The 23,672-nt window shown below is 58.5% G+C and carries 22 protein-coding genes; all 22 read right to left on the bottom strand.

Annotated features, from left to right (window positions below):
* Positions 1 to 98: 98 nt before the first annotated feature.
* Positions 99 to 3,248 (bottom strand): phosphodiester glycosidase family protein, encoded by a 3,150-nt coding sequence (locus Q7F15_RS01085; RefSeq protein ID WP_304414914.1) that lies wholly within the window; start codon positions 3,246 to 3,248, stop codon positions 99 to 101.
* Positions 3,249 to 3,448: 200 nt separating this feature from the next.
* On the bottom strand, positions 3,449 to 4,597 hold the full coding sequence (wecB, locus tag Q7F15_RS01080; protein ID WP_304414913.1) for a non-hydrolyzing UDP-N-acetylglucosamine 2-epimerase: 1,149 nt from the start codon (positions 4,595 to 4,597) through the stop codon (positions 3,449 to 3,451).
* A gap of 13 nt (positions 4,598 to 4,610) precedes the next feature.
* Complete coding sequence (gene upp, locus Q7F15_RS01075) at positions 4,611 to 5,240, bottom strand: uracil phosphoribosyltransferase (RefSeq protein WP_171564081.1); 630 nt, start codon at positions 5,238 to 5,240, stop codon at positions 4,611 to 4,613.
* Between the two features lie 845 nt (positions 5,241 to 6,085).
* Complete coding sequence (glyA, locus tag Q7F15_RS01070; protein ID WP_171564080.1) at positions 6,086 to 7,336, bottom strand: serine hydroxymethyltransferase; 1,251 nt, start codon at positions 7,334 to 7,336, stop codon at positions 6,086 to 6,088.
* A 56-nt stretch (positions 7,337 to 7,392) separates the two neighbouring features.
* Positions 7,393 to 7,962 carry a TIGR01440 family protein gene (locus tag Q7F15_RS01065; RefSeq protein ID WP_171564079.1) on the bottom strand — a complete coding sequence of 190 codons (570 nt, stop codon included), beginning with the start codon at positions 7,960 to 7,962 and terminating at the stop codon, positions 7,393 to 7,395.
* 1 nt (position 7,963) lies between these two features.
* Complete coding sequence (gene rpiB / locus Q7F15_RS01060) at positions 7,964 to 8,419, bottom strand: ribose 5-phosphate isomerase B (RefSeq protein WP_171564077.1); 456 nt, start codon at positions 8,417 to 8,419, stop codon at positions 7,964 to 7,966.
* 169 nt (positions 8,420 to 8,588) lie between these two features.
* A complete protein-coding gene (locus Q7F15_RS01055) occupies positions 8,589 to 9,032 on the bottom strand; it encodes a low molecular weight protein arginine phosphatase (RefSeq protein WP_171564075.1) in 444 nt (147 codons plus the stop codon).
* Positions 9,033 to 9,137: 105 nt separating this feature from the next.
* Positions 9,138 to 9,698, bottom strand: coding sequence for a manganese efflux pump MntP (locus Q7F15_RS01050; protein WP_171564073.1), 561 nt, complete (start codon positions 9,696 to 9,698; stop codon positions 9,138 to 9,140).
* Between the two features lie 54 nt (positions 9,699 to 9,752).
* The gene (locus Q7F15_RS01045) at positions 9,753 to 10,844 is read right to left on the bottom strand and encodes an L-threonylcarbamoyladenylate synthase (protein ID WP_171564072.1); all 1,092 of its coding nucleotides are present in this window, start codon (positions 10,842 to 10,844) and stop codon (positions 9,753 to 9,755) included.
* A gap of 182 nt (positions 10,845 to 11,026) precedes the next feature.
* Entirely contained in the window at positions 11,027 to 11,893 is an 867-nt protein-coding gene (gene spoIIR / locus Q7F15_RS01040) for a stage II sporulation protein R (protein ID WP_171564070.1), read from the bottom strand.
* Between the two features lie 250 nt (positions 11,894 to 12,143).
* Entirely contained in the window at positions 12,144 to 13,052 is a 909-nt protein-coding gene (prmC, locus tag Q7F15_RS01035; protein ID WP_304414912.1) for a peptide chain release factor N(5)-glutamine methyltransferase, read from the bottom strand.
* On the bottom strand, positions 13,036 to 14,112 hold the full coding sequence (gene prfA, locus Q7F15_RS01030; protein ID WP_171564066.1) for a peptide chain release factor 1: 1,077 nt from the start codon (positions 14,110 to 14,112) through the stop codon (positions 13,036 to 13,038). Before prfA ends, prmC begins: the two co-directional genes overlap by 17 nt.
* Before the next feature lie 297 nt (positions 14,113 to 14,409).
* On the bottom strand, positions 14,410 to 14,907 hold the full coding sequence (locus tag Q7F15_RS01025; RefSeq protein ID WP_171564065.1) for a sporulation protein: 498 nt from the start codon (positions 14,905 to 14,907) through the stop codon (positions 14,410 to 14,412).
* A gap of 108 nt (positions 14,908 to 15,015) precedes the next feature.
* Positions 15,016 to 15,591, bottom strand: coding sequence for a thymidine kinase (locus Q7F15_RS01020; RefSeq protein WP_171564064.1), 576 nt, complete (start codon positions 15,589 to 15,591; stop codon positions 15,016 to 15,018).
* A 180-nt stretch (positions 15,592 to 15,771) separates the two neighbouring features.
* The gene (gene rpmE, locus Q7F15_RS01015) at positions 15,772 to 15,972 is read right to left on the bottom strand and encodes a 50S ribosomal protein L31 (RefSeq protein ID WP_171564063.1); all 201 of its coding nucleotides are present in this window, start codon (positions 15,970 to 15,972) and stop codon (positions 15,772 to 15,774) included.
* A 108-nt stretch (positions 15,973 to 16,080) separates the two neighbouring features.
* A complete protein-coding gene (locus Q7F15_RS01010) occupies positions 16,081 to 17,346 on the bottom strand; it encodes a radical SAM family protein (RefSeq protein ID WP_171564062.1) in 1,266 nt (421 codons plus the stop codon).
* Between the two features lie 70 nt (positions 17,347 to 17,416).
* Positions 17,417 to 18,313, bottom strand: coding sequence for a peptidoglycan DD-metalloendopeptidase family protein (locus tag Q7F15_RS01005; RefSeq protein WP_171564061.1), 897 nt, complete (start codon positions 18,311 to 18,313; stop codon positions 17,417 to 17,419).
* Between the two features lie 114 nt (positions 18,314 to 18,427).
* On the bottom strand, positions 18,428 to 19,702 hold the full coding sequence (rho, locus tag Q7F15_RS01000) for a transcription termination factor Rho (protein WP_171564060.1): 1,275 nt from the start codon (positions 19,700 to 19,702) through the stop codon (positions 18,428 to 18,430).
* A gap of 51 nt (positions 19,703 to 19,753) precedes the next feature.
* Positions 19,754 to 20,716, bottom strand: a complete 963-nt coding sequence (glpX, locus tag Q7F15_RS00995; protein WP_304414911.1) for a class II fructose-bisphosphatase — start codon at positions 20,714 to 20,716, stop codon at positions 19,754 to 19,756.
* 33 nt (positions 20,717 to 20,749) lie between these two features.
* Positions 20,750 to 22,033, bottom strand: coding sequence for a UDP-N-acetylglucosamine 1-carboxyvinyltransferase (gene murA, locus Q7F15_RS00990; protein WP_171564058.1), 1,284 nt, complete (start codon positions 22,031 to 22,033; stop codon positions 20,750 to 20,752).
* A 67-nt stretch (positions 22,034 to 22,100) separates the two neighbouring features.
* Positions 22,101 to 22,754 (bottom strand): fructose-6-phosphate aldolase, encoded by a 654-nt coding sequence (gene fsa / locus Q7F15_RS00985; protein WP_171564057.1) that lies wholly within the window; start codon positions 22,752 to 22,754, stop codon positions 22,101 to 22,103.
* A 17-nt stretch (positions 22,755 to 22,771) separates the two neighbouring features.
* Entirely contained in the window at positions 22,772 to 23,626 is an 855-nt protein-coding gene (gene fba, locus Q7F15_RS00980; protein ID WP_171564056.1) for a class II fructose-1,6-bisphosphate aldolase, read from the bottom strand.
* Between the last annotated feature and the right edge of the window lie 46 nt (positions 23,627 to 23,672).

Genomic DNA, 23,672 nt, shown 5'->3' with positions numbered 1-23,672 from the left:
ATTTCTGCAAAGGATTTTTGAAGACCCGGCCAAAAACAGAACAAAAGACCGAGTCTTCCCTCGGGAAGAACTCGGTCTTTCGTCGACATTCCGATCAATTATTTTTTCTGCAAAATCCGGTACAGCGCCACGACGCAAACTGCACGGGTGGTCGCCTTGTTCGGCTCATACCTGCTGCCGATCGGGTCGATCAGCCCCAGCCCGACGATGTTGGTAATCGACGAGGCAGCCCAGGCGGGCCATGCCTGCTTGTCGGTGATCGCCTTGGACGTCGTCCCCTTTTGTTTCAGCACGCGGTCGAGGATCACAGCCGCTTCCGCCCGGGTCACCGGTTGATCAGGACGGAAGGTATTGTCCGGATACCCTTTGACCAGCCCTTTGGAGACCGCCACCTGCACCGCCCCTTGTGCGTACGCCGGGATTTTGTCCTTGAAGCCAAGCTTCGGCGAGGACGGCAGCTCCCATTCGAACGTCCGAGCCAGCAGTGTGACATACTGGGCGCGGGTCAGCGGGACTTCGGGGCCAAACGTGGTTTCCGTCAATCCCTTCACCAGGCCCCTTTGTGCCATGTAGGTGATTTCCGCCTTGGCCGGGTGGTTGGCGATGTCCGTGAAGGCGACGCCGCCGCCGTCCATGTAGTACGGGATGTACGTGCCGTAGGCGTTCACTTCGTACACCCACTGCCCCTTTGCATTGACGGCGCCAGGGATCTGGTCAAACGTCTTGTTTGCCTCGTTTACGTACAGCAGGCCCACGCCTTTGCCAGGCAGCCACTGTTTCGGCGTCAGCGTCAACGTCACCGGCGACGTGGAGATTTGGTCCTCTTGACCTTCCTTCAGAGCGCCCGGCTTGATGGTAAACGAGTAGTCGGCCGGCACGTAACCGGGGAGCTGCTGCTGCACGATCGAATTGACCTTGATCGAAGCCGACTGCAGGAAAGACGCCGTGCGCACGAACGAATAGCCGAGGTCCAGTTCAGCGCCCAGGGAAAGGGTGCCCGGCGTCTCCGGCACGATGTCTCTGCCGGTCGGCTGATTGCCGGCCGTGCTCGGCAGGAGCAGGGAGACCTCGTCAAAGTACAGCGTTCCTTGGTCGTGACGGTTGCCGTCATCGGGGCGATCGACGACGTAGATGCTCTTCAGCTTCAGCGGGTAAGCTGCGTTGGCCGGGAAGTACCCCTTGACCTGCTTCCATCCGCTCCAGTCGATTGACTGGGCCAAATCGACGTAGACGGTCTTGCCGTTGGCGTCGATGACCTCTGCACGCAGCCAGTGCTTGCTGTTGTCTCCATACACCCACAGACCCAGGCCGATCGGTTTGCCCGGTATGGTCACCGGCTGGGATGCAACGCGGCCGTAGGCGATGCGCAGGTCGGTCGCCGGCGCACCGGAGAAGTTGTAGAGCAGCTTGGCTGCCTTGCGGGTGCGGAAGACCGGATCGGATACCGCGGTAAACGATCCGCTGTTGTTGATCGAAGCCGGCACGGCCGCATGGTGCATGCCTGTTTGATTGTCAAAGGTAAGCCACGGCTGTTCAAACTGCCCGACGACGAACGGCACACTGGTGGTGACGCCATCGTAGGTTACGGTCAGCGTCCCGCTGCCCGGTTCCTGTCCCGCGACGAGCTGCAGCTTGTCGTTGACCGTCGCCGCTGCCGAATTGACGCTGGTCTGGACGCTGAGCGGGGTCGCCTGGATCAGCTGTCCCTTTTTCGTCTTGATCTTCACGTCCAGGGTAAGCGTCTGTCCGGGCGCGATGGTGATCGGATTGGGCGAGACGACGATCTGCTGCACCTCGCTGCCGGAAATGACGTGCACCGCACTGCTCGAGGCCACGCTGCCCACACGCGCCGTAACCGATACCTGTCCCGAACGGGTCGGGGTGAAGTACTGTCCGTTAAACGTGCCCGCGTCCCCGGCCTCCCAGACGATGGTGGACGGGTTGACTGCGTACGGCTGGTAGTGCGAGTCGTACGCCTTGGTCGTAAACTCCGCCGTTTGACCGATCAGCATTTCTGTCGGGCCGAAGATCCGGAAACCTGCCAGTTCTCCCGGCGGCGCCGTGTTGTACACGGCCAGTCCGGTCGGAACCCGCCGTTCCGCGCCGTCTTTTGGCTGGTTGGCCAGGCTGGCGTGCGTTTCGCCCAACATGCGCACGGCCATCGTGGTCGAACCGCCGCCATCGAAGTTCACCGCCCGCCAGGACCCCAGTTCGGCCATGATTTTGGCCAATTCATCCAGATAGACGCCTTTGCTCGCGTCCACGGTCACCATGTACAGCGTCTTGCCGTCGCGGGAGACGCCGACAGCGGTGCGGGCGTTGATCGAGAGAATCGATTTGTCGGCCGGGAACGAGGACAGCGCTTTGCCCTGATCGACCAGCAGCACGTTTCCGCCCACCGCCTGCACCCAGTCCTGATTGAGCGGCGTCGTCTGGTACTCGACAGTCGCCCTTGACCCCACCGGGAAGTTTTGCTTCAGGAAGTTGGCAGCCGCGCCGTGTCCCCACAGCACGTAGCCGTTGTACGGTATGTAAAAGCCGGGTTGGTTGATGCGCACTTCCTTGGCCACGTTGTCCACAAACAGCACTTCGACGACGTCCTTGTAGCCGGCAATCGCTCCGAGACTGGTCTTGCCGAACGCCGGCGTATACAGGTTCAACTGGTTCTCGTGACTTTTCCGTCCTTCGCTGGGATTGTATTCTTCCTTGTTGAGTCCCTGCAGCGGAAACGAATTGCCGTTTTGTGCCGTCACTTTTCCGGTAAAACCGAACTTTTCGATAGCCGCGTTTTTGTCGCTGGTAATCCCCAGACTGTACCAGTAGGAGATGTGCCCCATCGACGAGATCAACTGCTTGTCCTTCATGACGATGCCAAACGGCGCACCCCGTTTGGTCATGTTGAAAAAGTCGGCGTTGATGGCGGCAACAGCACCGGTCTCCCGAGCCATCTGGGTAACCGTCTGCCGCTCGGTCAGCTTGCCGTTGGTGCCGTAGACCGGCTTGACCTCCACGTAGGGATTGTTCAGGTCCACCTTGGTCACCATGATGGTGATCTGCTGACCTCCGAACGACTTCGTGTATTTCTGCAACATAGTCCCTTCCCCGATCGGGGTCTCCCACATCATCTGCAAGGGGCTTGTTTCCGCTCTCGCCTGCGCCACTTGGACCGCAACCGGCGCAAACGGAACAAAAGCTCCCCACGCTACCGCAGCAGCCGTGAGAAGCGAGACAACCTTCCGCCCTCTCATGTTGGTAACTCCTCTCCTATATCTCTTGTTTCATACTGTCTCAGCAACATAATAGACGCACGAGCAAGGTGATAGTTTCATGGTTTGAGGCACTTTCTTTGCTGGAAATACCGACCATCGGGGACCGTTTGCACCGCCGTTTTACGGGCAGCAAAAAGGAGGCGTTTTACCAACGCCTCCTCGTTGAACAGAGCCCGGAATTACAAGCCGGGACGGAACGGTTCCGGCCGCTCCGCTCTGCGTCCGAAATGGTGCAAAATCGCCTCGACGATCCGGCGGGAAGCCTCCCCGTCTCCGTACGGATTGGCAGCGCGGGCCATGGCGTCGTACGCGTCGGCATCGCGCAGCAGCTGATCGGCCATGAAGAACACCTGATCCTCGTCGGTGCCGGCCAGCTTGAGCGTGCCGGCTGCGATTCCTTCCGGCCGCTCCGTGGTGTCGCGCAGCACCAGCACCGGCACACCCAGCGACGGCGCTTCTTCCTGGACGCCGCCGGAGTCTGTCAGAATCAGGTGGGCACGGCGGGCAAAGTTGTGGAAGTCAAAGGCGTCGAGCGGTTCGATCAGGTGAATGCGCTCGTGTCCGCCCAGCACGTCCTGCGCCACTTCCTGCACAGCCGGGTTGAGGTGCACCGGATATACGACGGCGATGTCGTCATGTTCGTCGACCAGCCGTCGGACCGCGCGGAAAATCCGCCGCATCGGCTCACCCAGGTTTTCCCGCCGGTGAGCGGTCATCAGCACCATTTTCCGGCCGGCCACGCGTTCCAACACGGGATGGGTGTAATCGCTGCGGACGGTTGTTTTCAGCGCGTCAATGGCGGTGTTGCCGGTGATGTAGATCGCCTCTTCCGGCTTGTTTTCACGCCGCAGGTTTTCTGCCGCACCCTCGGTCGGGGCAAAGTGCAGGTCGGCCATCACGCCGGTGAGCTGCCGGTTCATCTCCTCCGGGAAGGGGGAGTACTTGTCCCATGTGCGCAGGCCCGCTTCCACGTGTCCAATCGCCACCTGGTTGTAAAACGCCGCCAGGCTGGCGACAAAGGTGGTGGTCGTGTCGCCGTGCACCAGAACGATGTCCGGCTTTACTTCCTTCATCACGCCATCCAGTTCGTCCAGGGCGCGGGTGGTAATCTGCACCAGCGTCTGCCGGTCTTTCATGATGTTCAAATCAATGTCCGGTCGGATGTCAAAGATGTCCAATACCTGGTCCAGCATCTGACGGTGCTGGGCGGTCACGCAAACAATCGACTCGATCTGGTCTTCGTGCCTGTTCAATTCGTGCACGAGCGGCGCCATCTTGATGGCTTCCGGCCGCGTCCCAAACACAGTCATCACTTTCAGCTTTTTCATCGGACTTCCTCTCCTACTTCGTCCCAAACAGACGGTCGCCGGCGTCGCCCAGGCCCGGCACAATATAGCCGTGGTCGTTCAGGTACTCGTCGATGGCGGCGACGTAGATGTCCACGTCCGGATGCTCGTCCTGCACCATCTTGATGCCTTCCGGCGCGGCGATCAGACACATCAGCTTCATGTTTTTGGCCCCGCGCTTTTTCAAGGCGGTAATGGCCGCTGCCGCAGAACCCCCGGTTGCGAGCATCGGGTCGATGACGATCAGTTCACGTTCGGCAATGTCGGACGGAAGTTTCACGTAGTATTCCACCGGCTGCAGCGTCTCCGGGTCGCGGTACAGGCCGACGTGGCCCACCTTGGCAGCGGGAATCAGCTTCAGCAAACCGTCCACCATGCCCAGACCGGCCCGCAAAATCGGCACCAGTCCCACCTTTTTGCCGGAAATGACGCGCGCTTTACAGGTCGCCACCGGTGTTTCGATGGTCGTCTCCTCCAAAGGCATGTCGCGGGTAATCTCGTACCCCATCAAGGTTGCCACTTCGTCTACCAGTTCACGAAATTCCTTGGTTCCCGTGTTTTTGTCACGGATATAGGTCAGCTTGTGCTGGATCAGCGGGTGGTCAAATACGTATACGCGGCTCATGCATGTTCCTCCGTTTCCGTATCAATGCATCTTTTCCATCATAGCGAAGGAGAGAGGCGCCGTCAATTTGCCCAATCTTCGTACTTTTTTCTCTTTCCCTGCCTGAGTGGGGGCTTTTTTTATATGATGGCCCTTCCTTGTTGCTTACACGGGGCACCACATTTACCGTTTGTCTATTCCTTGTATTTTTCCAAGAAAAATTCTCTCAGCTCACTAACATGGCTTTCAGCAATATCAAATTTCCGATGATTATTCATTGGGAATTCCCCCGTGTTGATTAGATTACGAGCAAACCTCATTTGTAAAAACACAAGCATATCCTAACATTTTTTCACATGATTTCCAACAAAGGCGAGTGCCGAATTCGATTATGTCCGGAACAATATGCATAAAAATCAAACCATACATCGTGTTTTACAAACAAAAAACAGACCCCGGAGTTATTCACGGGGTCTTAAATTGAAGACAAACTGTTTATTTAGTAAACGTCCTCAGAAATCGATTTCCATAATTTCCAGGCCGGAAGGCCTGCACATTCATCAACCGAAGCTGAAGACAACGTACATCGCATGGAGGGATGGGCCAAGCGAGCTCCTTTGACGACCTGCTCAGCGGAAAAACGAAAGACGCGGGGAAAAACAGGGGGCACAAGTCTCACTTCGTCGAAACACCCAGATGTTTGCCCCCTGCCCGCGTCGCGTTTTGGAGCGGACATCATTCACTTCTTTGCCGGGCGTCAAGAGAGCGAGCGGGCCCGATCACCCATGCGCCACGGACTTTGTCTACATGCTGAGACCCCGGAGTTATTCACGGGGTCTGTTTGCCACAGCATGCACGTTCTGAAATTAAATTGTCAGGCCTTCATACATCGGGAAGCGTTGGCACAGCGCCGCTACGCGTTGGCGAGCTTCTTCGTGTTTGGCTGCGTCTTCCGGGTTTTTCAAGGTCAGGGCGATGATGGCTGCCACTTCTTTCATCGCTTCTTCGTCAAAGCCGCGGCTGGTCACTGCCGGGGTACCCATGCGGATGCCGCTGGTGACAAACGGGCTTTCCGGATCGTACGGAATCGTGTTTTTGTTGGTGGTGATGTTCACTTCGTCCAGCAGGTGCTCCGCCACTTTTCCGGTCAAGCCGAGGTTGCGCACGTCTACCAGCACCAGGTGGTTGTCGGTGCCGCCGGAAACCAGCGTCAGCCCTTCAGCTTTCAGCGCTTCGGCAAATGCCTGAGCGTTGTTGACGATCTGCTGCGCGTACGTCTTGAATTCAGGCTGCAGCGCTTCGCCGAACGCGACCGCCTTGGCTGCGATCACGTGCATCAGCGGACCGCCTTGCACGCCCGGGAAAACCGACTTGTCGATCGCCTTGGCGAACTCTTCCTTGCAGAGAATCAGGCCGCCGCGGGGACCGCGCAGGGTTTTGTGGGTGGTGGAGGTGACAAAGTGCGCATGCGGCACCGGATTGGGGTGGAGTCCCGCCGCCACGAGACCGGCGATATGGGCCATGTCCACCATGAAATACGCACCGACTTCGTCGGCAATTTCGCGGAACTTGGCAAAGTCGATCGTGCGCGGGTACGCGCTGGCGCCAGCGACGATCAGCTTCGGCTTGTGCTCCAGAGCTTTTGCACGCACATCGTCGTAGTTGATCCGGTGGGTATCCTTGTCCACACCATACTCCACAAAGTTGTACAGCGTGCCGGAGAAGTTGACCGGGCTGCCGTGCGTCAGGTGTCCGCCGTGGGAGAGGTTCATGCCGAGCACGGTGTCACCAGGCTTCAGTACGGCAAAGTAGACCGCCATGTTGGCCTGAGCCCCGGAGTGAGGCTGCACGTTGGCGTGCTCCGCCCCGAACAGCTCCTTGACGCGGTCACGGGCGATGTTTTCGGCGACGTCCACATACTCGCAGCCGCCGTAGTAGCGGCGGCCCGGGTAGCCTTCCGCGTACTTGTTGGTCAGAACCGTGCCCATCGCTTCCATAACGGCGCGGCTGACAAAGTTTTCAGACGCGATCAGTTCAATCTTGTCGCGCTGCCTGCCCAGTTCCAGTCGAATTGCTTCCGCCACCTGCGGATCCTGCTTGCGCAAAAACTCTAGCATGCTTGTCTCCTCCTCTTTACACTCAGGGATCTTGGTAGGAATACCGCTTGTCCGACCTAGGTACAACTCTCCGACGACGGTGTTCGGTCGTAGACCGCCCGGGCTCCGCCGATCAGCTTGGGACGCGTCCGCGCTGCGGTGACATGTGCGTCCCCCACTGTCCGGCAGGAGGGGCGAATGGGGACGGCGACGTGCCTTAGGTGCATCCCGATGAGCGTGTCGCCAATGTCGATGCCGGCATGTGCGCGAACGTGCTCCACCACGACGGGATCGGCCATGTGGGCGTATGCGTGTGCGGCCATTGAACCGCCCGCCTGCGGCACGGGGACGACCGTCACTTCATCCAGACCGTAACGTTCCTGTGTCTCTCGCTCCACGACCAGCGCCCTGTTCAAATGTTCACAACATTGAAAAGCCAGCGCAAAACCGCGTTGTTCCTGAACGGCGGCAATCCCCCGGTAAATGGCGGCCGCCACCTCCCGGCTGCCCGCTTTGCCGATCTGCTTGCCCAGCACCTCACTGGTGCTGCAGCCGATGACGAGAATCTGCCCCGGCCGCAGCTCGGCCAACTCTGCCACTTCAGAGACGAGCGCGCTCACCTGCCGTTCGATTGCGAGCATGTCCACCTTACTTCACTCCCGCATGTTTGGCTTCAATCGCTGCAATTTTTTCCACGCGGCGCGCGTGACGCCCTCCCTGGAACTCCGTCTCCAGCCAGATTTTCACGATGTCCAGCGCCAGCCCCGGACCAATCACCCGTTCGCCCAAGGCCAGTACGTTGGAGTCGTTGTGTTCGCGGGTCGCCCGCGCGGAAAACGTGTCGTGCACCAGTGCGCAGCGGATGCCGGGCACCTTGTTGGCTGCGATTGACATGCCAATGCCTGTCCCGCATACCAGGATGCCGCGGTCAAACTCCCCTGCCGCCACTTTTTCCGCCACCGGCAATGCGTAGTCGGGATAATCGACCGAATCATTGCAGGTGCAGCCGAAGTCTTCAAAGGAAATGTTCATCGAGGTCAACAGCCTCTTGATCTCCTCCTTCAGGTTGTACCCGCCGTGATCGGCGCCAATCGCCACTTTCATCCTGCCATCCCTCGCTTGTGTCGTGATCTTCTGCCATTATACATCAGAATCCGCAATGTAAAAAGTGAACATTTTTAAGTGAGTTGCAAAAAAATGTTCGCCATATTATACAAAAGCAGGCCCTGGCCGACTGCCAGCACCTCATCTCTTCACGATATGCGCCGCAACGTCAGCCTGTGAATTTGTTAATCAGGTAGTCCAGCGACTCTTCGATTTCCTCTGCGCAGCGCCGGTAGTCCTCCACCGTACCGCCAAACGGGTCGGCGATGTCGCTCATCCCTTCCACGCCGACATATTCCCGCAGTGTGAACACTTTTTCTGCTGCACCGGGAAACATGCTCTGGATCATCGTCTTGTGGCCCTGCGTCATGGTCAGGATCAGATCGGCCCAGGCGACCAAGTCGTCGTTCAGCCGACGTGCCTGATGATCGTGATCGATACCCCGTTCCGCCAGCACCTGCATGGCGTGCAGGGAAGCAGGCTGACCGTCGAACGCGGCCACTCCCGCCGAACGGACTTCCCACTGGCCGTCCGTTGCCTTCGCTTTAAACAGCGCCTCTGCCATCGGGCTGCGGCAGGTGTTTCCCGTACAGACGAACAAGATGCGCTTCACGTGTCTCTCCCCCTTTCCGGCGAAGCTGCTGTCAGAACCATCTTCCAAGCAAGCGATCTTTCAAATATTTCGGGCCCGTTTTGCCGCTGCCGTCAGCCAGCAGTGTCACAGCATGAATTTCAGACCAAATCCCAGCAAAATCAGTCCACCTAATACTTCGCTGTACTCGCCCAGCCATCCTCCCACCCTTTGTCCGATCATCAGGCCGCAGTAGGCCATCACACCGCCCATGATGCCAAACAGGGTGACCGCCAGCAGTTTGTTTACCTCTATCAAGCCAAAGGAAAAGCCGACCGTCATCGCGTCCAGGCTGACGCTGACGGCAAACAGCAACAGTCCCAGTCCTTTCGTGCACAGGATGCTCTTTTCCTCGCTCTGCACGAACCCGTTCCACAGCATATTCGCACCGATGACCATCAGTACCGCACCGCCGATAAACACTGCAATATCCCCGACCAGCCCGGACAAGTACACCCCGATGGCAATCCCCACGAAGGGCATGGCTACGTGAAACAACCCGATGGTGATGCTGACTTTGATGATTTCTCTGAGGCGCATGCCCACCATCCCCACGCCCACTCCCAGTGAAAACGCGTCCATGCTCAGGGCAAAGGCAATCACCAGCAGGGTTAAAAATTGTCCCCAATGAAATATGGTCAGGTCCACACCGCTCCCCCTCCTGTCTCTTCACCATATGCGGACAAGAGGGCGTTTAGACATTCACACGGACAGAATGCGTCCGCCTGCTGCCTTTTCCAGACGGTTCATGACCGCCATTCCCAGACCGGAGCGGGGAAATGTTTCCCCGACGATAAACTGCACCTGTCGCTCGTCGAACTGCCGCAGCACCGCGTACAGGCGCTGCGCCACTTCACCCGGTTCCGCCCGCGACCCGACGGAGAGCACGACATCGGCTTCGGGATGTGCCTGCCAATACGATGCCGTCTCCGCACTGGCCAGCACCCCGGTGCGCAGTCCGCGGCGTTTGGCCTCGGCAAGCATGCCGTTCATTTTTTCCCGGACGCGCGGCTCCTCACCTTCGACGAGCCACATCTCGCCCTCTGGAGCGTAGTGGGCATACTTCATGCCGGGCGAGCGCGGAGTTTCCGCCGAACCGGCGGAGAAGGCGGGGTCCAGCTCCACGGGGCCGATCACTGCTTCCAACTGCTCGCGGGTGACGCCTCCCGGCCGCAGGATGATCGGCGGCTCCACCGTCACGTCGATGACCGTCGATTCCACCCCGACACCAGTGGGACCGCCGTCCAGCACGCCGGCGATGCGGCCGTCCAGGTCAGTCAGGACGTGGGCAGCCGTCGTGGGGCTGGGGCGGCCCGAGCGATTGGCGCTGGGCGCGGCCACCGGCACACCAGCCTGGCGGATGAGCGCCAGCGCAGCGGGATGGTCCGGCATCCGCACGCCGACCGTGTTCAGCCCGGCCGTCACCAACGAGGCCACCCGGTCCGTCTTGGGAAGGATCAGCGTCAACGGTCCGGGCCAAAACGCCTCCATCAGCCGGCGGGCCTTATCCGACACCGCTTCGGCAACCGTTTGCAGTTGTGCTTCGTCGGCTACATGGACAATCAGTGGATTGTCGGCAGGTCTGCCTTTTGCCAAAAATATTTTTTCCACAGCGTCGTCCGACAATGCATTTGCCCCCAACCCGTACACGGTTTCCGTGGGAAAGGCGACGACCTCCCCGTCGCGGAGCAGTTGGGCGGCATCCACAATCTGTGGACAACCCTGCCAATTTTCCACAGCGTTATCCACAGTGTTATTCACAGTCCATAGCTTTGTTTCCCGATGCTCTTCCATCTTGGCGAATATCCTTTCCGTATGCTCGTTTCACAACAATTCGTGCCTTTAGTATAGAGGTGATGATACAAGTTTTCAACAGGCTGTGGGTAACTTGTGAATAAGTTTCACTTTTTTCAGAACGTTCCCAAGCGATATGCAAAACGACACCACGGCGTAACCGGGTGTCGTTATCTTGAAAATCAGGAGAAGAAGGCGGTCAGTTTTTCCCAGAAGAAGAAGCGTACTTCCATATTCGGCTGAACAGCCGTCGTCTCCTTGACGTCTGTTCCCTGCGGGTTTTTGCCGGCTGGCTGCTGCTCCTGCTTCGCGTCGCGATCGGCAGCTTTGTACGGATTGCCCTCTCGCTCGGCAGGCGGTTGATCTGCTGCCATTTCCACGTCGCCCAACCAGCGGGCTTCCAGGTGAGCCAGGCGCCGTTCCGCGAATGCTTCCCATTCGGAATCAACGTCAGCCATCACGGCCGGCAGCGTCTGCTGCGCTGCCGCCTCCATTTGTCCGTCGTCTTGGCCTGACGGCTCAGACTCGGTATCGGGCTCGACGGACGCCGCCTGGACCGCGTCGCCGTTGGACATGTCGATAAAGCAAAGCGGCGGAAACAGGACACACCACCAATTTTGCCCCTTGGCTTCGCCAATGCGGACGCGCAGCGCCTCATAGTCCCCGGCGGGGTACACATACGTCCCGTACAATTTGGTCGGGAACGGAACACGACCGAAATCAACCTCGGCCGGGTAGGAAAACCCCCGCTCCCGGATCGTCTGGTCCACAAGCTGCTGCAATTCCGGCAGCCGGGCAGCCACCACCTGGCGGGCTTCCTCGTAAGAGCGGATCTCCGTGACCCACTCGTTCATCCGTGCGACGATCGCGTCACGCACTTCCCGTTTCAGCCATTGATCCTGCAAGGAATCACTGTTGGCGATAATCCGCAGCCGGATCGACTCTTGAGGGATCGGCCCGTTGTCAAGCACATTGGCCGCCGTAAGCTGTCCCTCCCAGCTCATCATTAACATCAACACACAGAATGCCGCCAACCAGAACCGCTTCATGTTTATCCTACTCCCTTTCTCATACAGTTGCTGCGAATCTCTTTTTCTAGCAACCAGTATGGACGGAATCCAGCGAAAACATACGCACTCTCGCAAAAACATTACGCGATTCTAGCGAAACGTATGCGACTCTGGCAAAACGATCCGACTCTAGCGTAACGTATGCGGAGCTTCCGCGATAAACACAGCGGTTCAAGACGTCTGCGTGACGTACGGCAAACGATCGTGCTGCGCACACGACCACGCTTCTTCAGCGCTGAGAGGAGGGTGTCCCCGCACGCCCGACGACGACCCGCTCGATCCCCGCCAGATCGGGGATGATCTCCACCTCGTCGATCACGCCGCTTTCCTTCATCAGACCGGCAACGTCACGGGACTGATGAATGCCCACTTCAAACGCGACCAGCCCCGGCCGTTTCAGCACCGCAGGCAGCGCCTCGCACAGGCGGCGGTAGCAGTCCAGTCCGTCCGCCCCTCCATCCAACGCCAGCCGGGGTTCGTACGCTCGCACTTCTGCGTCCAGCGTGTCGACCACGGCACTCGGAATATACGGCGGGTTGGAGACCAGAATGTCCACCTGCAGACCTTCCTCCACCAGCGGTTGGGTGAGGTCTCCCCGCAAAAAGCGGACGCGTGCGCCCAACTGTTCCGCGTTTTCGCGCGCGATCACGGTGGCGTCCGGCGAGAGATCTACCGTGCTCACCTGCCAATGCGGCCGTTCGCAGGCCAGCGTGACACAGATGGCTCCGCTGCCCGTGCCGATGTCTGCGACGACGAGCGGCTGCTCCGACGGCCAGATGACAGCTGCGTGCCGCAGCACCTGTTCCACCAGAATCTCCGTCTCCGGCCGGGGAATCAGCACGCCGGGACGGACGCGAAAGGGACGGCCGTAAAACTCCTGAGTGCCGATCATGTACTGGATCGGTTCGCGACGTGCCCGGCGCTGACACAGGTCGATCAGGCACGCCAGGGCGTCAGCGGGCATCGGTTCGCCCAAGGAAATCAAATAGCGGGTCCGGTCCCACCCAAGGCAGTGACGGAGCAGCAGTTCCGCTTCAAACGGCGGATCGGCCACGCCCGCCTCGCGTAAAAAGGAAGAAGCCCGTGCCAGGGCTTCCCGTACTGTCGTCACATCCGGCCATTCACGCTGTGCTTGCATGACTCTTCAACAGCTCCGTCTGCTCGTGCATGATCAGGTTGTCGATGACTTCGTCCAATTCGCCTTCCAGAATCGCTTCCAGACGGTGCAGCGTCAGACCGATGCGGTGATCGGTGACGCGGCTCTGCGGAAAGTTGTAGGTGCGAATCCGCTCGCTGCGGTCGCCTGTCCCCACCAGGCTTTTGCGGGTGGCGTCCTGCTCCGCCATCTGCTGCTGCTGATAATAGTCCAGCAGGCGGGCGCGCAGTACGCGCAGCGCCTTTTCCTTGTTGGAGTTCTGCGACTTTTCATCCTGACAGGAAACCACGATGCCGGTCGGAATGTGGGTCACCCGCACGGCCGACTTCGTGGTGTTGACGCTCTGCCCGCCGGCGCCGCTGGAACAGAACGTATCGATGCGGATGTCTTTTTCGTTCAGCTCTACTTCCACTTCTTCCGCTTCCGGCAGCACGAGGACCGTCGACGTGGAGGTGTGAATCCGTCCGCCCGACTCCGTGGCCGGAATGCGCTGCACACGGTGTGCGCCGCTTTCAAATTTCAGCTTGCTGTACGCACCGCGCCCGCTGACGGAAAAGACAATTTCCTTGTAGCCGCCGATGTCCGTCGGGTTGGCTTCCAGCACTTCCACCTTGAAGCCGTGCCGCTCGGCGTAGCGGGTGTACATGCGGAACAAATCGGCTGCAAACAGCGCAGCTTCGTCGCCACCTGCCGCGCCGCGGATTTCCATGATGACGTTCTTCTCGTCGTTGGGATCTTTCGGCAGCAGCAGAATTTTCAAACGGCCCTCAAGCTGTTCCTTGCGCTTGCTCAGGTCGGAAATTTCCATCTTTACCATTTCGCGCATCTCGTCGTCCAGCTTTTCCTCCAGCATCGCCTTGGCATCCTCAAGCTGGCTTACGACCGATTTATATTCACGGTAGACGACCACTGTCTCTTCCAAAGAAGCCTGCTCCTTGGACAGTTCGCGCAGTCGTTTCGTATCGTTGATGACGTCGGGGTCACATAGGAGATTGGTCACTTCTTCATAACGCTCTTCAACCGCAGATAAGCGCTCGAACACTGCATTTCACCCCACCGTTAAAATACTGTCGACTATAACAGATAAATTATAGAGGGAGATGTGGAAAAAGTCAAAACGGCACAAGCAGGCAAACAGGCCCGGCATGGCCGAGCCTTTGGACTTAAGACAAGCGATTGCATCGAAGAAGCTTGGTTTTCAAACAGTGCGGCAAACAAGCCCGACCGAGCCGAACAGCGAGTGACGGGGAGGAGGATCGCCATGCGGCTGTACCCCGCAGCCGGTGCTGGCAGGCAGGGCTGGCATCAGTCCAGCCTGACAAAAGCATCGGGCGGGGAATCAGCGATGGTACCCGTCGTTTGAGGTGATGTGAAAATCGTAGCGCGGCACTTTTTTACGCAGGGCGGCGATCACCTGCTGTTCGATGGACCGGGCCTGCGCTGCCGTGACGTTGGGGATCAAATCCAACGTAACATATGCATTTCCGCCGCTCAGTGTGATTCGTGCGTTTTCCACGCCCGGCACCGATTTGGCCATGGCTTCCATGTTGTCCATATCGATCTGTGTGGAACGCACGTTGCTGTGACCGATAATCATGTTGGGGTTTTGGTTGCGCCCCATCAAGCTGTCCCGATCTTCCAGCGGAGACGCCCCCCGGTCAATGGCGTCATCATTCCGATCGCTTTTGATGGTCGCGTGCTGCTGTGGATCGTAACTTTGCGCGCCGTAGCTTTGCTCCTGGGGCATCGTCCGGCCGCACCCGGCCGTCAGGGGAGATGCCAGCACAACGGCGGCCAGCACGCCCAGAGTACTTTTCCAAAAGGACTGGCATCGCATAAAAAAGCCACCTCCTGTTTGCCTTATTGTGCGCATCGCAGGCGACGGCCATTCACAGGCAAACAGGGGAGGCCTTCACGAGCAGAATCCCTCAAGCGAGGGCCGCCTTCAGTATGCAACCGGCGGGTGGTAGTAGTGGCGGCGGCATACGCTGCTGTACGTGTCATTTCCGCCGATCTCGATCGTCTCTCCGGTGTAAACGGGTCGACCGTCCTTGAACTTGAGGATGTGGGTCGCTTTTTTGTTGCAGTACACACACACGGTCTTGATCTCCTCGATCTTGTCCGCTTCGCACAGCAAATGGGCACTGCCCGGGAACAACTGGTTTTTGAAGTCTTTCAACAGCCCGTACACGATCACCGGGATGTCCAGTTCATCGACAATTTTGACCAACTGTTCCACATGCTGCTTGCCGAGAAACTGTCCTTCATCCACCAGGACGCAGTGCGGGCGGCCCTCCTCACCGGCGACGATCGCAAAGATGTCCGTATCGTCGCTGATCGGAATCGCTTCCCGGCTGATCCCCACACGTGAGGCTACCTTGCCGACACCGTACCGGTCGTCGATGGCCGGGGTAAACACCAGCACTTTTTTGCCTGACTGTTCGTAGTTGTGAGCCACCGTCAATAACTGGATGGATTTGGAAGCATTCATCGCCCCAAAGCGAAAATACAGTTGTGCCACCTGTCTGTCTCCCTTTACGATCATTTTCCCTTCCGAACGATGCCGCTCCGGGCTCCCCCGTCAAGGTCATTCGTCAGGGCTTCTGGCTCTATTGTAGGGGTACATGCCGCGAAACGGAACGTTTTTTGCGCAAAAAAAGCAAAAACCAGGCAGTGATCCCTGCCTGGTTCTTCTTCCCGATTAGGAAAGATTGTATTTGCGTTTGAAACGGTCTACGCGGCCGCCGGCATCGACAAACTTTTGTTTGCCGGTGAAGAACGGGTGGCAGTTGGAGCAAATCTCCACGCGCAGCGCTTGCTTCACGGAGCCGGATTCGAATTCATTGCCGCATGCACATGTTACTTTCACAATGTGATAGTCCGGGTGAATACCTTGTTTCATCCTCATACACCTCTTTTCCGCCCTGAATCGTTTGCCGAAACAGAGTTATATACAAATGCACATACAAGATAGTAGCACGGTTCGAAGCGAAATGCAACAGACTGTCCGCTACGCCATGTTTTTCCGGCGGCGCAGCTCAGCCGGGGGCACGTGCGTAAACGAGCCGATCACGACATCAGGCAGCTCCTGCTGATAGATCTCGATCGCCTGCTTCATCCCGAACACTTCCCCCTTGGCCGGCGGGATCATCGCCAGGTAACTCTCCGGATCGATGTTGAGATTGCGCAGCTGGATCAGCTTGATCCCGGTCCGGCGGATGAAGTTAATCATTGCCTCCATCTCCTCTTCGCGGTCAAAAACGCCCGGGAAACAGAGGTAATTGATCGACGTGTACACGCCCTTGGATGCGGCGTACTCCGCCGAGCGGGCCACGTTTTCCAGCGTGTAGTGGCGCGGCCGGTAGTAGGCGTTGTAGTGTTCGTCAATCGCGCTGATGATGCTGATCCGCATCAGGTCCAATCCGGCGTCCACGATGCCTTTGATGTGATCGGTCAGCCCGGCGTTGGTGTTGATGTTGATGTACCCCATGTCGGTCTGTTCACGGACGCGGCGCATCGCCGGAATGATAATGGAAGCCATCGTGGACGGTTCCCCTTCGCAGCCTTGGCCAAAGCTGATGATGCTCTCCGGCGTCCGCAGGTGATGGAGCATCACCTCGACCAGCTCGTCTTCCGTCGGCTTGAAGTTCATCCGCGTCTGCGGAGACGGGAAACCGCTGTCCTCCGGCTGTTCGGAAATACAGCCGTAACAACCGGCGTTACAGGTGTAGGATACCGGCAGACTGCCCTCCCAGCGGTTGAAAAAGTTATTGGAGGCAGTCAGGCATTCGTATTCCAGCGCACAGTGGGAGAGGTGGCGCAAAATCCGGTTGTTGGGAAACAGCTCCAGTGTCTGCTCAACCCGCTGGCGAAGCTCGTCCATCGGAAAGTTGAGCGGATTCCATTGGTACGGATCATCGCTCTGCCGACCGGCCACCCAGAAGCCGCCGTCTTTCCACACCACGGCCGTGTAGCCGAACAGAGGGAGCTTGCTGTTTTTGTCGGTCTTGATGTAGCCCGGCAGAAGCAGCCGGGTATAACCCTGGGGGATCAGGGCGCCGACCGCCATGCACCCGTCCAGCTTCACCATCTCACCCGTGTCCGGGTCCATGCCGATCGCCACCGTATTGGGCAAACTGACCAGCGTCGCTCCCTCCGGCAGGGGAATCAGTTCGTCCTCCAAAATCTCCGTCAGGATATCGCCGTTACGCGCCACCGCGAGCAGTCCCGGGTGGTCGTAGACGTTGCCGTTTTCGTCTGCGTATACCACATACATTGAAAAATCGCCTCGCTTTATTCGCTCAGCCCATTGTAACGCAACGGCATGTCAATGTAAATGTGAAGGGTTACCTGCTCAAGTAACGCAGCGGATTGATCGGCACGTCGTCCTGCCGCACCTCGAAGTGCAGATGGTACCCGGTGGAATCGCCGGTCCGCCCCATGTAGCCGAGAACTTCCCCCCGCTCCACGTACTGGCCCGGGGAAACGAGAATCTTGCGCATGTGGGCGTAGTAGGTTTGCAGTCCTTCTCCGTGATCGAGAACAACCAAATAACCATAACCGGAACGGCCGCTCCCGGCTTCCACGACGACGCCTTCCTTGGCGGCATGAATGGGGGTCCGCCCCTCGTCCTGATTCCACATGTCAATGCCCTTGTGCATCTTTCCCCAGCGTGTGCCGAAGCCGCTGGTTACGGTCGCCTGTTTGACCGGCCAATCCAGCACGCGGGAACGGCTTGACTGGCGGCTGGCCACCTGTACGGCGCCGCGCCGCTTCTGCCACTCCTTGGTAGTCACCGATTGCGGGTTGGTGACAGGGATCTGGATGGTTTGTCCAATGTAGAGGTTGTCCGACATGAGTCGAAGCAGCGGATTGCGCTCCTGCAGCAGTTCCTTGCTTACGCCGTACCGGCGGGCAATATCGTCCAAGGTTTCGCCGCGGCGGACGGTATGGGTCACGTCGCCCTGACTCAGTTTCAGCTTCATGCCGATTCCCACGAGGTTGGGGTTGGCCAGCCTGTTCAGTTCCACCAGTTGCTTCAGGGACAACCCGTACCGATGAGCAATGCCAGACAGCGTGTCGCCCCGCTGAACCGTATAGGTCATCACATCGCTCCGCTTGGCCGGGGCCGGTTTGGTCAGCGAGGCGTAAGGATTAAACGCTTGAAACAGCACCTGTCCGGCCACATCCTGCATGATCTGTTGCTTCCCGCCCCAATCAGCGGACATTTGCGCGAACTCCACAGCCGCTCCTCCTTTCTGCGGTGCCGCTTCGCCACGGGCCCAGCAGCCGCCGCACGTTCCAGAAACTCTGCTTTTACCGTATGCGGGGGCCCAAAAAAAATGACGGCAAGTAAATTACCCTGCCGTCACGTTTGCTTGTTTTCCGCGCGTTTTATGCGATTCAAACGTCTGCAAAAATTCTTCGTTGGTCTTGGTCTCCGCCAGTCGCTTGATGAACGAATCGACGAATTCCGGCGTTTCGTTCATGCTTTTGCGAATCGCCCACAGCTTCTCCAACTCTTCTCTGGAAAGCAGCAGTTCTTCGCGGCGGGTGCCCGAGCGGCGAATGTCGATCGCCGGAAAGATGCGGCGTTCCGCCAGTTTGCGGTCCAGGTGCAGCTCCATGTTGCCTGTCCCTTTGAATTCTTCGTAAATCACATCGTCCATGCGGGAGCCCGTCTCCACCAGAGCGGTCGCCAGGATGGTCAGGCTGCCGCCTTCCTCGATATTGCGGGCCGATCCGAAAAAGCGCTTGGGCCGGTGAAACGCGGCCGGGTCAATCCCGCCGGACAGCGTCCGTCCGCTGGGCGGAATCACCAGGTTGTAGGCGCGCGCCAGACGGGTAATGGAGTCGAGCAGAATGACGACGTCCTTTTTGTGTTCCACCAATCGTTTTGCCCGCTCCAACACCAGTTCCGCCACTTTGATGTGGTTTTCCGGCAGCTCGTCAAACGTGGAAGCGACGACCTCCCCCTTGACGGAGCGCTGCATGTCGGTTACCTCTTCCGGCCGTTCATCGATCAACAGGACAAACAGGTGAATGTCCGGCCGGTTTTCCGTAATGCTGTTGGCAATCTCTTTGAGGAGCATGGTTTTTCCCGCTTTGGGCGGCGCGACGATCAGGCCGCGCTGGCCAAGCCCGACAGGGGCGATAAGGTCCATCAGGCGTGCGGAAATGCGCTCCGGAACGGTTTCCAATACGAGTTTGTTTTGAGGGTATAACGGTGTCAAGGCGGGGAAGTGAAGGCGTTCGGCGGCTAATTCGGGGTCTTCTCCGTTTACGGCTTCCACCTGCAGCAACCCAAAATACCGTTCGTTTTCCTTGGGCGGCCGCACCTTGCCGGATACCAGGTCCCCCATCCGCAGATCAAACCGGCGAATCTGCGACTGGGAGATGTAAATGTCCTCCGAGCTGGGGAGGTAGTTGATGGGGCGCAGGAATCCGTAGCCCTCGGGGAGGATTTCCAGCACCCCTTCCATAAACATCAGACCGTCCCGTTCTGCCCTGGCTTTCAGGATGGCAAAGATCAGTTCCTTTTTCTTCAACTGGGAATAGTACGGAATCTGGTATTCCTTTGCCAGCTTGTACAGTTCGGTCAGCTTCTTTTCTTCTAGTTCGGAAAGTAACATGATTCCACCACTCTTTGTATTCTCTTTCTCTATTCTCGTCCGATCGCCGGCTTACAATACCAGGCGGGGTTTGCGCTCCAAGCGGTGGTTTCCTTCGATAAAGCGCACGGTTCCCGTTTTGGCGCGCATGACGACGGAATGGGTCGTGGCGCGCATGCCTTGGAAACGCACGCCCCTGAGCAGTTCACCGTCGGTAACGCCGGTGGCGGCAAAGATGGCGTCATCCCCTTTCACCAGGTCGTCCATGTACAGGACCTGATGCGGATTGGCCAATCCCATTCGCTTGCAGCGTTCGAGCTCTTCTTCGTTTTGCGGCAGCAGCTTGCCCTGAACCTCGCCGCCAAGGCATTTGAGGGCGACCGCTGCCAACACGCCTTCAGGAGCCCCTCCGGACCCGAACAGGATGTCCACGCCCGTGTCGGGAAACGCCGTGTTGATCGCCGCAGCCACGTCCCCGTCGGAAATCAGCCGAATCCGCGCGCCGGCTTCCCTGATCTCGTGGATGATCCGTTGATGGCGGTCGCGATCCAGCACGATTGCCACCAGGTCGCTGATGTCCTTGCCCTGGGCCTGGGCGACTGCCTTCAGGTTATCCTTGATCGGCGCGTTGATGTCCACTTTGCCCACCGCTTTCGGACCGACGGCGATTTTCTCCATGTACATGTCAGGAGCGTGCAGCAGGTTGCCGCGGTCGGCGATGGCGATGACCGAGATGGCTCCCCAGGTCCCTTTGGCAACGATGTTGGTGCCCTCCAGCGGGTCGACGGCTACGTCCACGGCCGGCGCCACCCCCTGGCCCAGCTGCTCCCCGATGTACAGCATCGGTGCTTCGTCCATTTCTCCCTCACCGATGACAACAATCCCGTCCATCGGCACGTTTTCAAACTCCTTGCGCATCGCCGTCGTTGCCGCGTCATCGGCCTCGTCTTTTTTGCCGAGGCCCATCCAGCGGGCGGATGCCAGCGCTGCCGCTTCTGTAACACGTACCAGTTCTAGTGTAAGACTGCGTTCCATATCGGAAGACTCCTCTCCTGGCATTTGCTGCGGTTACCGCGGATGGCGCTCCATGCGGGGCAGACCGATCCGTTTCACATCGGCTCCCAGGCTTTGCAGCTTGCTCACCAGATTTTCGTAACCGCGATCAATGTGTTCCAATCCTTCCAACTCCGTCGTGCCCGGCGTGGCCAGCCCGGCAATGACCAGCGCTGCGCCTGCGCGCAGGTCGGAGGCGACCACTTTGGCCCCGTTCAACTGTCTTGTGCCTTCGATGACCGCCGAACGCCCTTCCACTTTCAGGTTGGCCCCCATGCGGCGCAGCTCGTCCACGTGGCGGAAACGGGCGCTGTAAATGTTGTCCGTCACGACGCTGGTGCCTGTGGCCAGCGTCAGCAGGGTCGTGATCGGCTGCTGCAAATCGGTCGGAAAGCCAGGATACGGGCTGGTTTTCACGTCGATGGCGCGGTAAACCTCCCGCCCGTTCACCTGAATGCAGTCGTCCATTTCCAGCACTTCCGCCCCGATCTCCCGCAGCTTGGCCGTGACGGACTCCAGGTGTTTGGGGATGACGTTTTCCAAGGTAACGCTACCCCGCGTCGCGGCTGCCGCGATCATGTAGGTGCCCGCCTCGATCCGGTCCGGGATGATCGTGTGACGGCAGCCCCGCAGGCGTTCCACTCCCTCGATCCGGATGATGTCAGTGCCGGCCCCCTTGATTTTGGCGCCCATGTTGTTCAGCAATGTGGCGACGTCGACGATTTCCGGCTCGCGGGCAGCGTTTTCAATAATCGTCACACCCTCCGCCTTGGACGCAGCCAGCATGATGTTGATCGTCGCTCCGACGCTGACCAGGTCCAGGTAGATGCGCGCGCCTTTTAGGCGGCCGTTTTTGGCGCGAAGGGTCATGACGCCGTTTTGGTTTTCCACCCGGGCTCCCAGCGCTTCAAAGCCCTTGATGTGCAAATCGACCGGGCGCGGACCGAGGTCGCAGCCGCCCGGCAAACCGACATGGGCCTCGCCGAATTTGGCCAGAAGCGCTCCCCACAGGTAGTAGGAAGCCCGCAGCTTCTTGATGCGTCCGTTGGGCATCAGCTTCAGCTGCATCGGACGGCCGTCCACTTCCATCCAGTCGTCCTCGAACAGGACATCCGCTCCCATTTCCTTCAGCAGCTCACAGTAAATCTCCACGTCCTGAATATGCGGCAGATTTTCTATTACGACCGGCCCGTCTGCCAGGAGCGCGGCAGGAATCAGGGCAACGGCGCTGTTTTTGGCTCCACTGATGGAAACCGAACCCTCGAGTCGCTTCCCACCATTGATGATCAGCTTTTCCATGCGTAGCTCTCCTCAGGCGTAATCGGGAAAGAAGCACCTTCCCCAACGGAAAAGGTGCTTAGGCCTTTTACACACTCGTCTGTTTCATGCTTGCCCAGTCCGCGAGAAACTTCTCCAGACCGCTGTCGGTCAGCGGATGAGCAATCAGTTGTTTGAACACTTTATAGGGGATTGTAGCGAAATGAGCGCCGCGGCGTGCCGCTTCCGTCACGTGAACAGGGTGGCGGACAGAGGCAGCGATGATTTCCGTCTCCAGACCGTGAACGGAAAAGATTTCGGCGATGTCTTCGATCAATTGCATGCCGTCGTGGCCGATGTCGTCCAGACGGCCCAGGAACGGGGAAACGTAGGTGGCGCCAGCCCGTGCGGCCAGCAGCGCCTGGTTGGCAGTAAATACCAACGTAACGTTGGTGCGAATTTTCCGCTTGGCGAAGTGCTTGACAGCCTTCAGGCCTTCTGCCGTCATCGGCACCTTGATCACGATGTTCTTGGACAGGGAAGCCAGCTTCTCCCCTTCTTCAATCATGCCCTTGGCGTCCGTGCTGATCACTTCCGCACTGATCGGGCCGTCCACGATGTCGATGATCTCTTTCAACGTCTCGATGAAATCGCGCCCTTCCTTCGCAACGAGGGACGGGTTGGTCGTCACGCCGGACACCACGCCCCACTCGTGAATCTCGCGGATTTCTTCGACGTTAGCGGTATCTATCAAAAAACGCACGATGTGTACCTCCTTGGTTACGCACGGTTGCTGCTTCCGAACAGGCGCATTTTCCCTTTAACGACTTCCTTGATCGCCTCGCGGGCCGGTCCCAGGTATTTGCGCGGGTCAATTTCGTTCGGCTTGGCAGCGAGGATTTTGCGTACCGTTTCGGTGCATGCGACTTGGCTTTCGGTATTCACGTTGATTTTGCCGACGCCCAGGCTGATCGATTTCTTGATCGCTTCATCCGGTACGCCGGAGCCGCCGTGCAGCACGATCGGAGCGCCGATGTTGTTTGCCACTTTTTCGATGATGTCAAAGCGGATTTTCGGCTCCCCTTTGTACATGCCGTGTGCCGTTCCGACAGCAATGGCCAGATAGTCTACTTTGGTTTCTTCCCAGAAGCGGATTGCTTCTTCCGGATTTGCCAGGGTAGCGTCTTCTTCATCCACGGACAGGTCGTCCTCTACCCCGCCGATGGTACCCAGCTCGCCTTCCACGGAAACGCCGACCGCATGGGCAGCCTCGACAACCTTTTTGGTCAGGCGAATGTTCTCTTCATACGGATGGTGAGACCCGTCGAACATCACGGAAGAAAAGCCGGCACGGATACATTTCATTACGATGTCAAAGTTGCTGCCGTGGTCCAGGTGCAGGGCAACCGGAACACCTGCGCGCTCTGCCGCCGCTTTGGCCATCGCAACGGTAAACTCAAGCCCCATGTACTTCAGCGCGCCTTCGGATACGCCAAAAATTACCGGGGATTTCTCTTCGATCGCTGCCTCCGTAATCGCTTGCGTAAACTCCAGGTTGTTGAGGTTGAACTGTCCGACAGCGTATTTATGCTTCTTGACGTCTTCAGTAAAAGCGGTCATAGGTACCAGTGGCATTGATATATCCTCCTTAGCAGACTCTGTAACGTGGCCTATTATACCA

It is taken from the genome of Brevibacillus aydinogluensis (assembly GCF_961514395.1).
Lineage (GTDB): Bacteria > Bacillota > Bacilli > Brevibacillales > Brevibacillaceae > Brevibacillus > Brevibacillus aydinogluensis.
This window is presented reverse-complemented; position numbering and strand designations above follow the sequence as displayed.